Below are 12,055 nucleotides of genomic sequence, written 5' to 3' on the forward strand. Positions count from 1 at the left end.
AACTTATCTCAAACCACCCTTATAATCAAAAGTTATACAAAATAGCCTCTTATAATTTCCTTTCCTAAAAATTTTTTTGCAAAATGAACTCATCAAATAACTTAGCAAATGCATATATGTCTTTACTTTCAATCCAAAATTTACACAAAAAATATGGTGAAACCATCGCGATTAATAATCTAAGTTTAGATTTACATAAAGGTGAAGTGGTAGTGTTACTCGGACCTTCCGGCTGTGGGAAAAGCACGTTACTTCGCTGTATTAATGGATTGGAAGATAAACAAGGTGGCACAATTACGATGCAAGGTGTCGGTGAATTTGGCAAAGATTTGAGCTGGGAGCAATCTCGGCAAAAAGTGGGAATGGTATTTCAAAGCTATGAATTATTCGCACACTTAAACGTTATCGAAAATATTTTACTTGGTCCATTAAAGGCTCAAAAACGTAGTCGGGAAGAAGTTGCAGCTCAAGCAGATTTACTCTTAAAACGAGTTGGTTTGTTTGATAGAAAAGCAGCTTTCCCAAGAGAACTCTCCGGCGGACAAAAACAACGTATTGCTATCGTACGAGCGTTATGTATGAACCCTGAAGTTATTTTGTTAGATGAAATTACTGCGGCTCTTGACCCTGAAATGGTAAGAGAGGTTTTAGATGTGGTATTGGAATTGGCAGATGAGGGAATGTCAATGCTCATTGTTACCCACGAGATGGGGTTTGCAGAGAAGGTAGCCGATCGTATTGTATTTATTGATAAAGGCGAAATCATCGAGCAATCTTCTCCACAAGAATTTTTTAAAGCACCGAAAACCGAGCGGGCAAAACAGTTCTTACACGGTTTAGATTATTAACTACTATTTGAGGAATTATTATGAAACGTTCAACATTCTTAAAAACCTTGCTGGCAACAACACTTGCAGCTTTTACATTAACTGCTTGTGATAACAGTGGTTCTACTCAAGCAAAAGATAGCGTCGCTCAAATTAAAGAAAAAGGAGTAATCCGTATTGGAGTATTTAGTGATAAACCACCCTTTGGCTACATTGATGCTAACGGTAAAAATCAAGGTTTTGATGTGGAAATTGCGAAAGAAATCGCCAATGATTTACTGGGTAGCCCTGACAAAGTGGAGTTCGTACTCACAGAAGCAGCAAACCGTGTAGAATATCTAAAATCAAATAAAGTAGATTTAGTATTAGCCAACTTTACTAAAACACCTGAACGTGCGGAAGTGGTTGATTTTGCCGAGCCTTATATGAACGTAGCATTAGGTGTGGTTTCTCCAAAAAATGCCCCAATTACAGATGTTAAACAACTTGAAGGCAAAACCTTATTAGTGAATAAAGGCACAACAGCTGATGCTTATTTCAGCAAAAACCACCCTGAAATTCAGTTATTAAAATTCGACCATAACACCGAAACCTTTAATGCATTAAAAGACGGACGTGGCGTTGCTCTTGCACACGACAACGCATTAGTTTGGGCTTGGGCAAAAGAGAACATAGACTTTGATGTAGCGATTGGCAATATCGGTCCATCTGAGCAAATTGCACCGGCGGTACAAAAAGGTAATAAGGCTTTACTGGATTTCGTGAACAAAGAAATTAGCGAACTTAAAGCGAACGGCAAATTAAAAGCAGCTTACGAAAAAACCTTAGTTCCCGTTTATGGCGAAAAAGAAGATCTTTTAGCAAAATAAGTAAGTGAACGGATTGCTTACCTTGCGGTTGATTAACATAAACTATTTGCAAAAAATTCTACTTTTTTGACCGCTTGTAATCTTCAAGGAAGAAAAAAACCTTATTCAGCGATGAATAAGGTTTTTCTTTTATCGTTACTCTACGGTTACCGCTTTTGCAAGGTTACGAGGTTGATCCACATCAGTACCTTTAATTAAAGCAATGTGGTATGAAAGCAGTTGTAACGGCACGGTATAGAAAATCGGTGCGGTTACTTCATCTACTTTCGGCATTACAATGGTTTTGAAGCCTTCTGCTTCTTCAAAACCGGCATCGTGATCCGCAAATACATATAATTGACCGCCACGAGCACGTACTTCTTCAATGTTTGATTTCACTTTTTCAAGTAAATCGTTTTCAGGTGCTACCACCACAACCGGCATATCGCTGTCGATTAACGCTAACGGACCGTGTTTTAATTCACCTGCTGCGTAGGCTTCAGCGTGAATATATGAAATCTCTTTTAATTTTAAGGCCGATTCCATTGCAATCGGGTAGTATTCGCCACGACCTAAGAATAGAGTGTGGTGTTTATCTGCAAAGTCTTCCGATAATTTTTCAATTTGTTTATCAAATACTAATGCACTCTCAATTTGAGCCGGTAAGCGTTGTAAAGATTGAACGATGTGATGTTCTTGCTCTTCGCTCATATTGCCTTGTAGGCGACCGATTGCCACATTTAATAACAATAAACAGGTTAATTGGGTAGTGAAGGCTTTAGTTGATGCAACCCCAATTTCCACGCCGGCTTTGGTTAAGAAAGCGAAATCAGATTCACGCACTAATGATGAGCTTGCTACGTTACATACCGTCATTGCCGCCATATAACCAGACTCTTTTGCTAAACGTAATGCCGCTAAAGTATCTGCGGTTTCGCCTGATTGAGAAAGCGTGATTAATAAGCTGTTCGGGCGTGTTACGAATTTACGGTAGCGGAATTCTGAGGCAATTTCCACATCGCAACTCACACCTGCTAAAGATTCAAACCAGTAACGAGCTACCATACCGGCATTGTATGATGTACCACAAGCCACGATTTGAACGTGTTGAACTTTTGATAAAATCTCTGTTGCATTTGGGGCAATTGCAGACACATCCACTTTTCCGTCTTTAATACGACCGTCTAAGGTATTCATAATCGCAACAGGTTGTTCAAAAATTTCTTTTTGCATATAGTGGCGATATTGACCTTTATCCGCAGCGTCTGCCTCAAAGTTACCTTCGTGAATTTCACGTTCCACTTTATTGCCTTGGCGATCGTAAATATTTACTGTACGGCGAGTAATTTCTGCCACATCTCCTTCTTCCAAGTAAGCAAAACGGCGGGTTACACTTAATAGTGCTAATGGGTCAGAGGCTAAGAAGTTTTCCCCTACACCATAACCGATGACAAGAGGGCTGCCTGAACGAGCTACAATTAAATGCTCTGGCTCTTCTTCATTTAATACTACCGTGCCGTATGCACCACGAAGTTGCACAACGGTTTTTTGTACCGCTTCTAATAATGAAGAGGCTGAACGTAATTCCCACTCAACTAAGTGTGCAATAACTTCCGTATCGGTTTGTGATTGGAATACATAACCACGCTCTTGTAACACCACTTTTAACTCTTCGTAGTTTTCAATAATACCGTTATGCACAACGGCAATTTTACCGCTACGATGTGGGTGAGCGTTAGTTTCAGACGGTTCACCGTGAGTTGCCCAACGGGTGTGAGCGATACCTGTACCGCCTAATAATGGTTTTGCTTCTAACGCATCATCTAACGCTTTTACTTTACCGACACGGCGTACAATTTGCATTTGTTTGTCGTTACTGTTTAACACCGCCACACCGGCTGAGTCATAACCACGGTATTCTAAACGGTGTAAACCATCTACTAAGATTTCTGCGACATCACGTTGTGCTACTGCACCTACAATTCCACACATAAATTTGCTTTCCTATTAATTTAAAGTTAAAAAATTTAATTCTTTTACAACCATTTTTATTTGGCGGTGATCACTTCGACACCCATCTTTTCGATCTGTTCTTTCGTTTCGAAATTTAGTTGATTGTCGGTAATAATTTTCGTGATCTTGCCCCATTCCAATTCAATATTCGGCATCTTTCGCCCGATTTTTTGGGATTCAATCAATACAATCACTTCTCGGCTAACTTCCGCCATTACTTGGCTTAGCCCCACTAATTCATTGAAAGTGGTTGTGCCACGGGCAAGATCTAAACCATCTGCACCAATAAATAACTGGTCAAAATCATAAGATCTTAAAACCTGTTCGGCTACTTTTCCTTGAAACGATTCCGAACGGCTATCCCAAGTACCGCCTGTCATTAACACCGTTGGTTCACACTCAAGGGAGGTTAATTCAGCCGCTAAATTCAGCGAGTTTGTCATCACCACTAACCCCGTTTGGTTTAAAACTTTAACCAAAGCTCCTGTGGTGCTACCGCTATCAATAATGATACGGTTATGATCACGAATACAATCACGAGCGGCTTGAGCAATCATTTTCTTTTGAATCGAAAGTTGCTCGATAAATTCTTCCTCCATCATTTCTGATGGAATTTTTACTGCTCCGCCATATTTTCGCAATAAAAAACCACTTTCTTCTAAAGCGGTTAAGTCTTTTCTAATCGTAACTTCTGAAGTCTCAAATAGCGTAGCGAGCTCATCTACACTCACTTCTTGTTGCGATTGTACCATCTGTACAATTAAATGACGGCGTTGTTGCGTGTTACGTTTTGACATTACAATCTTCACTTAAGTTTCGTTTCAAAACTTTATGCATTATAAAGAAAGAAAATAAAAAGAAAAGCAAGAAATCCATAATTTACAAAATCTATACAAAACAAAACCGCTTGTAATATTAATTTACAAGCGGTTCATTTCTATTAATTTTTTGCAATTATTTGATTTGGCTACCAATTACGCCACCAAGTGCCGCACCACCTAAGGTTGCACCCGTTGAATTACCGATCACATTGCCTGCAACACCACCAACAGCAGCACCAATCGCTGTATTACGTTGCGATTTTGTCATATTGTTACAGCCTGATACTGCAACCGCTAAAAGGGCTACTCCGACAACTTTTAACATAGATTTCATATTAATCCCTCATTATTAATCAATTTCAAATCGGTCAATCTCCTTGACCTGTATTATAAGATTTCATTTACGCCGAAAGGTTCAATAAGCTATATTTAATTGCAAAATTCCAAGTAAATTGGACCGCTTGTTTAGCTGAACTGTGAAGCAGTTCACAGAATTGCCTCCCGTTTTTTGCTATATTTCGTCTAATTTTCTCCCTAACTATGAAGGAAATCGCAATGAAATTAAAAAAATTGGCTTTGACAGCATCTGCTTTATTACTCGGTTCATTATTTACTCAATCGGCATTGGCGGAAGGTCGTTTAACAGTTTATTGTAGTGCGACGAACGAGCTTTGTGAGCAAGAAGTTCAAGCTTTCGGTAAGAAATATGATGTAAAAGTTTCGTTTGTGCGTAACGGTTCGGGTAGCACATTAGCGAAAATTGAAGCGGAAAAAAATAATCCTCAGGCGGATGTTTGGTACGGCGGTACGCTTGATCCGCATTCACAAGCGGCAGAAATGGGCTTGTTAGAACCTTATCAATCGCCAAACCTTACCCAAATTATCGAAAAATTTCGTGATCCTGCAAAATTAAAAGGCAATTATTCCTCTGCGGTGTATATGGGGATTTTAGGTTACGGCGTGAACTTAGATCGTCTGAAAAAATTAGGTATTGAGAAAGTGCCGACCACTTGGGAAGAGTTACTTGACCCACGTTTAGCAGGGGAAATTCAAATTGCCGACCCACAAAGCTCAGGCACAGCTTATACAGCAATTGCTACTTTCGTGCAACTTTGGGGCGAAGAAAAAGCCTTTGAATACTTCCGCAAATTACACAAAAATATCTCACAATACACCAAATCAGGCATTACGCCGGCTCGTAACACCGCTCGAGGCGAAACCACTATCGGTATCGGCTTCTTACACGACTACGCTATCGAGAAGAAAAACGGGGCTAACATTGAAATGACTGCACCAACCGATGGTACAGGCTATGAACTTGGTGGTGTGAGTATCTTAAAAGGGGCGAGAAATCTTGAAAATGCGAAATTGTTCGTGGATTGGTCGCTTTCTAAAGAAGCTCAAGAACTCTCTTGGCAAAAAGGGAATGCGTTCCAAGTTTTAACGAATACGACAGCAGAAGCCTCGCCTTATGCTCTTAATCCAAAAGACTTAAACTTAATTGACTACAATTTTGAGAAATATGGCTCAAGTGAAGAGCGTAAACGTTTGATTGACAAATGGGTTAATGAAGTTAAATTAGCGAAATAATCTGCTTTCTGATGTAAGGGGATAAAAGAGTTATCCCCTTTCTTTTTAAAATCTGTGAGGTGTTATGCAGAATTTTTCTTTTTCTCGACCGCTTGTATGGGTGCTCATCGGCATATTAGGGTTTGCATTGTTACCGTCTAAAGCCCTTGATTACGGTTTTTTTGATTCAACATCAGATGAAATTCTACAAGCAATGGGTTGGAGTAGTTTCAATATTACTTGGGCGTGGTTCTTACCACTTTTTGCATTTTTATTGCCAAATCCGACCGCTTGTAAACGTAGAGCTAAGCTCGAATTAGTGGGCTTAGGTTTATTATTTGCTTTTATTTTCTTGTCGGCAATCGTGCTTAAAATTAGCTTAGGCTACGCAGTATTACCTCTGATTATTGCCATTACAGGGCTTGCTACCAATAATCTCGCCATTCTTAAAGTGATGCAGGGCGATCGTTTTATTATCGGCTCATTAATTAGCATTATTTTACTGATTTTCTTCTTTATTGTTTATCCAACCATTGCGATTTTCGTTTCAATGTTCTACAACGGCAGCGAATTTGTGCCAAGCCAAGTGCTAACAATTTTACAACAGCCGTATGTGGCACGCGTGGTAGGGAATTCACTCTCCGTTGCCGGCACGGTAGGCATACTTTCCACCTTGTTTGGTTTAGCCTTTGCCCTTTACACTACTCGTATTGCTAAACGTTCTGCATTCATTGGTCGGATTTTCTCGATTTTACCGATTGTTACACCACCCTTTGTAGTGGGTTTAGGTGTAACGTTAATGCTTGGGCGTTCGGGCTATGTAACCGAATTTTTAGTGGAATACTTTGGTTTTGCCAGCAACTGGCTCTACGGTTATACCGGGATTGTGATTGCTCACACCCTCGCACTTACACCAATGTCTTTTATGATTTTGGAAGGAGCGTTGAAATCCATTCATCCGTCTGTGGAAGAAGCCGCTTATACCTTGCGTTCTAATCGCTATCAAGCCTTCTTTAACATTATTTTCCCGCTACTCAAACCTGCTCTGGCGAACTCATTCTTAGTGGTGGCAATTCAATCCCTTGCCGATTTCAGTACCCCATTAGTTTTAGGTGGCAGTTTTGATGTAATCGCCACACAAATCTACTTCTATATTGCCGGCTCACAGTTAGATTATGCTTCTGCAAGTACTCTCGGGGCTATTCTACTTGTCTTCTCACTGGCGATTTTCGTAATCCAATATCTCTGGATCGGCAACCGTTCTTATGTAACGGTATCGGGCAAATCCTATCGTGGCGATGTACAAGACTTACCAAGCGGTATGAAATGGCTGATTATTTGCACATTGTTGTTCTGGGGAACGTTCAACTTAGTACTTTACGGCAGCATTTTCTACGGCAGTTTCACCGTGAACTGGGGCGTAGATTACACCTTAACGCTTGATAATTACATCAAACTTTTCGGGCAAGGTTTCAGCGATGGCGGTTTCCCATCACTCATTCAAACCGTGTTGTTCGCTGCTGCCGCCGCTCCAATTACCGCTCTGTTTGGTTTGTTGATTGCTTATGTTACGGTTCGCCGTGATTTCAAAGGCAAGAAAACCTTGGAATTTTTAACCTTACTCTGCTTTGCCGTACCGGGCACGGTAGCAGGCGTGTCTTACATTCTCGCCTTCAACGATGCACCGATTTATTTAACGGGCACAGGGATAATTATTATCCTTTCAATGGTAATGCGAAATATGCCTGTGGGTATGCGTGCCGCCATTGCTGGCTTAGGGCAGTTAGATAAGTCCCTTGATGAAGCCTCTCTTTCGCTAAAAGCAGGTTCGTTTAAAACAATGTTGTTTGTGGTGCTACCGCTCCTCAAGCCAGCCTTGCTTTCCGCTTTAGTAACCAGCTTCGTGCGGGCAATGACTACCGTGAGTGCAATTGTATTCTTAGTTACTGCTGATACGCGTGTTGCAACCTCTTATATTCTCAACCGAGTAGAAGATGGCGAATACGGCATTGCGATTGCTTACGGCTCAATTTTGATTGTCGTGATGATGGCGATTATTCTAATTTTCGATTGGATCGTCGGCGATACGCGTATTGCTCGCTCTAAGGCGAAGAAAATGTAAAAAGATATCTACTCTCTCCCTTTATGGGAGAAAGACAGAAAAATACTTCGTTCAGAAGTATTTTTCAGAGAGAGGGATATAATTAAAAGGACAAAATATGAATAACGATTTCTTAGTATTAAAAAATGTAACTAAATCTTTCGGCAAAGCAACTGTCATCGATAATCTCAACCTCTGCATTCCGAAAGGCAAAATGATTACCCTACTCGGACCTTCCGGTTGTGGAAAAACCACCGTGTTACGCCTTGTCGCAGGATTAGAAAGCCCGACTTCGGGGCAGATTTTTATTGATGGCGAAGATGTTACCCAAAGTTCCATTCAAAACCGTGATATCTGTATTGTATTCCAATCCTATGCCCTCTTTCCGCATATGTCGATTGGCGATAACGTGGGCTACGGTTTAAAAATGCAAGGCGTGCCAAAAGTGGAACGGGAACAACGCGTAAAAGAGGCGTTAGAATTAGTGGATTTAGCGGGGTTTGAAAATCGCTTTGTCGATCAGATTTCAGGCGGACAACAGCAACGGGTGGCATTGGCTCGTGCGTTAATCCTTAAACCAAAGGTGCTTTTATTTGATGAGCCGTTAAGTAACTTAGATGCGAACCTACGCCGCTCAATGCGAGAAAAAATCCGTGAATTACAGCAACGCCTGAATATTACTTCACTTTATGTTACGCACGACCAATCGGAAGCCTTTGCTGTGTCTGACCAAGTTATTGTGATGGATAAAGGTGTAATCAAGCAGCAAGATACGGCAAAAAATCTCTATTTACAGCCAAACTCGCTATTCCTTGCCAACTTTATGGGCGAATCGACAATTCTACCGGCGAAGAAATTGGATGACCAAATCCAAATTGGCAATTTCAGTTTTATCCTTGCTAATTCAGCTCGCTTCAATGTACCGAACGGCGACTGCTTGGTTGGTATCCGCCCAGAAGCAATCCGCTTGCAGGCTGATGGTGAAGAAAATCAACGTTGCCAAATCAAACACGCGGTTTATATGGGTGCTCATTGGGAAATTGCAGTGGAGTGGCAAGGCAAAGAGCTGATGGTAAACCTCAACCCTGATCAATATAATGAAAACCAAGCGGAATATTATATTCACTTAAGCCAAAATGGTATCTTTTTGCTTAATAATGAGTAGCCAATAAAAATACAAGCGGTCTGATTTGCAAAAAAATTTACTAATCAGACCGCTTGCTATTTAAAAAGCATTAATTATTTCTGTTTTTTTAAAAACTCAACGGCAGTATCTGGGAAGTCGGTAAATACACCCGTTGCCCCTGCTTTATTCAATAGTGCGTCATACATTTGATCTACATTTTCAAAGAATGGAGCTAACGCATCTTTACGCACAGTGTAAGGGTGAATTTCTAACTTATGTTTAGCCAACTCTTTTACAAGCGGGGTATATTTAATATCTCCTACTTTTGAGTTTTTATCGTCAATCAACATATACCAGCCCGGACCTACGCCATCAGCATATTTTGCCACTTCCGCCATCGCTCCTTCTTTGAACATCCAGTCGTAGTCGTAGTTAATCCATTTGCCGTCTTTGTCTTTCTCTTCGGTCTCAAACCAATCGGTGTACGCCACAAGTTGTACTAATTTCACATCCATACCAAGCTGAGGAAGTAATTCGGTTTTAATCCGTTTTAACTCATTGAAATCGAAAGTTTGTAGATAAACTGGCGATGATTTTTTATCGTAGCCATATTTTTTCAACACTTTCAACGTTTCTAACGCAATGTCTTTACCTTCTTTGTGGTGTAACCAAGGTGCTTTAATTTCTGGATAGATCCCAATTTTCTTACCCGTTGATTTTTCTAAGCCTTGAATAAATTCAATTTCCTCTTCAAACGTATGAATTTTAAAATTGGACTGCCAAAGTGGGAAACGTTTTGGATAAACTGCCACTTAAATGGTCGTGAATCACAATAATGTGATCATCTTTCGTCATTGCAAGATCTTACTCTAAATAGTCCGCTTGTTGCCCAAATGCTAAGGCTTTGGATTCAAGCGTGTGCTCCGGCAGATAACCACTTGCACCACGATGAGCAATAACTAACTTATCCGATTGTTGTGCATAAGCACTCAATGTCGCTGCTGATAATGCTAATGCCGCAACTAATGTTTTGAATTGAAATTTCATAGAATTACCTCATTGTGTTAAAAATAAAGGAAGAACATTTCTGCTCTTCCTTTTGCTAATAAATTAACGACTATTTACCGTAGTGGTCGCCTAATTTTGCTTTGTGTTTACCTTCTTCAATCATCACGATAAACATCAGTAACACAGCTAATACGCCACCTACGATCATCACATAGAAGCCACCGTCCCAGCCAAATTCGTGAGCAGCCCAACCTACTACCGCAGATGCAGAAACTGTACCACCTAAGTAACCGAATAAACCGGTGAAACCTGCTGATGTACCCGCGGCTTTTTTCGGTGCTAATTCAAGAGCGTGTAAACCGATAAGCATTACAGGACCGTAAATTAAGAAACCGATAGTCGTCATTAAAATGAAGTCCATTAACTGATATGGGTTTTCATACCACGCTTTGCCTGCATATTGAGCCAGCTCCGCCTCAGGTGTTGCTGGGTTCAACCATAATGCAACAACCGCTGCGGTGGTTAAAATCATAAATACGAAACCGGTTAAACCACGTTTACCTTTGAAGATCTTATCTGACACCCAACCACATAATAGTGTCCCCGGAATTGCCGCAAGCTCATAAATAATGTACGCAGACGCAGTACCTTTAATGTTGAAATGTTTCACTTCACCTAAATAAACCGGAGACCATTTCAATACACCATAGCGAATTAAGTAAACGAATACGTTCGCAATTGCGATGTACCACAAGAGTTTATTTTTCAATACATAAGTGAATAAAATCTCTTTGGTGGTTAATTCTGTTTCAGATTTTTTCTCATCATAATCATCCGGATAGTCGTTACGCCATTTTTCAACCGGTGGTAAACCGCAAGATTGAGGCGTGTCTTTCATCATAAAATAGATTGGAATCGCCGCAATCATCGCTGCAATACCCGGATAGTACAACGCTTGTTGCCAAATATCTTTTGCGGTTGCTTCAACACCATATGTGTTGTAGAAAATTGCACCGGCTAAAATCACCATTAAGCCCGGTACCATACCACCCACGTTGTGAGCACAGTTCCAAATAGAAACGATAGTACCGCGTTCAGATTTAGACCACCAGTGAACCATCGTACGACCACACGGCGGCCAACCCATACCTTGGAACCAACCGTTTAAGAAGATCATAACAAACATTACCGCAATGCCTGAAGTTGCCCACGGCATCAAGCCCATCATAGTCATACATAAACCGGACAGTAATAAACCGAACGGTAAAAAGACTTTCGGATTTGAGCGGTCTGACATCCACGCCATCACAAATTTTGATAAACCGTACGCTAAACCGGCACCGGTACCGATGATACCGAGTTCCGCTTTGTTGTATAAACCGGCTTCAATTAAACCTTTTTGTGCTAAGTCGAAGTTAGCACGCACAAAATAATAAGCGGCATAGCCGAAAAAAATACCTGCAAACACTTGCCAACGTAAGAATTTGTATCTTGCATCAACTTTGTCCGCCGGCAACTCCGCAATATGCGGAGCGGGTTTAAATGGACCAAACATTTTTATTCTCCAATATAATTATTAAGTAATACCTATTCTTAGGTCGGTCAATAATATCTGAAAATAACAAATGACAAAGTTATTTTTTGCAAAAGTGTGATTTATTTCACAAAATTTTCACTTTAAACCATTTTAAATTTTCGAAAATACGCATTTTATTCTTGTATATCTAATCTAACTACTTATA

9 protein-coding genes and 1 pseudogene are annotated in these 12,055 nt (G+C 40.4%); 5 read left to right on the forward strand and 5 right to left on the reverse strand.

The window, feature by feature from the left end:
• Positions 1–116: 116 nt before the first annotated feature.
• Positions 117–848 (forward strand): amino acid ABC transporter ATP-binding protein, encoded by a 732-nt coding sequence (locus ICJ55_RS01870; protein ID WP_188157668.1) that lies wholly within the window; start codon positions 117–119, stop codon positions 846–848.
• A gap of 20 nt (positions 849–868) precedes the next feature.
• Complete coding sequence (locus ICJ55_RS01875) at positions 869–1,696, forward strand: cysteine ABC transporter substrate-binding protein (protein WP_188157096.1); 828 nt, start codon at positions 869–871, stop codon at positions 1,694–1,696.
• Positions 1,697–1,831: 135 nt separating this feature from the next.
• Here ICJ55_RS01875 and glmS read toward each other — a convergent pair whose 3' ends face one another.
• The 3 genes from glmS to ICJ55_RS01890 all read right to left on the reverse strand — a co-directional run bounded on the left by glmS (position 1,832) and on the right by ICJ55_RS01890 (position 4,843).
• Positions 1,832–3,667 (reverse strand): glutamine--fructose-6-phosphate transaminase (isomerizing), encoded by a 1,836-nt coding sequence (gene glmS, locus ICJ55_RS01880; RefSeq protein ID WP_188157097.1) that lies wholly within the window; start codon positions 3,665–3,667, stop codon positions 1,832–1,834.
• Between the two features lie 56 nt (positions 3,668–3,723).
• Entirely contained in the window at positions 3,724–4,485 is a 762-nt protein-coding gene (locus ICJ55_RS01885) for a DeoR/GlpR family DNA-binding transcription regulator (protein WP_188157098.1), read from the reverse strand.
• A 157-nt stretch (positions 4,486–4,642) separates the two neighbouring features.
• A complete protein-coding gene (locus ICJ55_RS01890; RefSeq protein ID WP_025235047.1) occupies positions 4,643–4,843 on the reverse strand; it encodes a glycine zipper 2TM domain-containing protein in 201 nt (66 codons plus the stop codon).
• Positions 4,844–5,064: 221 nt separating this feature from the next.
• Here ICJ55_RS01890 and ICJ55_RS01895 point away from each other — a divergent pair, with 221 nt between their 5' ends.
• From ICJ55_RS01895 to fbpC, 3 genes are all read left to right on the forward strand, one after another.
• Complete coding sequence (locus tag ICJ55_RS01895) at positions 5,065–6,099, forward strand: ABC transporter substrate-binding protein (RefSeq protein WP_188157099.1); 1,035 nt, start codon at positions 5,065–5,067, stop codon at positions 6,097–6,099.
• Between the two features lie 64 nt (positions 6,100–6,163).
• Positions 6,164–8,200: an ABC transporter permease gene (locus tag ICJ55_RS01900; RefSeq protein ID WP_188157100.1), complete on the forward strand. Its 2,037-nt coding sequence runs from the start codon at positions 6,164–6,166 to the stop codon at positions 8,198–8,200.
• Between the two features lie 97 nt (positions 8,201–8,297).
• Positions 8,298–9,344 (forward strand): ferric ABC transporter ATP-binding protein, encoded by a 1,047-nt coding sequence (gene fbpC, locus ICJ55_RS01905; RefSeq protein WP_188157101.1) that lies wholly within the window; start codon positions 8,298–8,300, stop codon positions 9,342–9,344.
• A gap of 74 nt (positions 9,345–9,418) precedes the next feature.
• Here fbpC and glpQ read toward each other — a convergent pair.
• Both glpQ and glpT read right to left on the reverse strand, forming a co-directional pair.
• Positions 9,419–10,352 (reverse strand): annotated as a pseudogene (gene glpQ / locus ICJ55_RS01910) (glycerophosphodiester phosphodiesterase).
• Between the two features lie 70 nt (positions 10,353–10,422).
• A complete protein-coding gene (gene glpT, locus ICJ55_RS01915) occupies positions 10,423–11,868 on the reverse strand; it encodes a glycerol-3-phosphate transporter (protein ID WP_188157102.1) in 1,446 nt (481 codons plus the stop codon).
• Positions 11,869–12,055: the final 187 nt, after the last annotated feature.

Origin of the sequence: Mannheimia bovis, assembly GCF_014541205.1 — a bacterium.
Taxonomy (GTDB): domain Bacteria; phylum Pseudomonadota; class Gammaproteobacteria; order Enterobacterales; family Pasteurellaceae; genus Mannheimia; species Mannheimia bovis.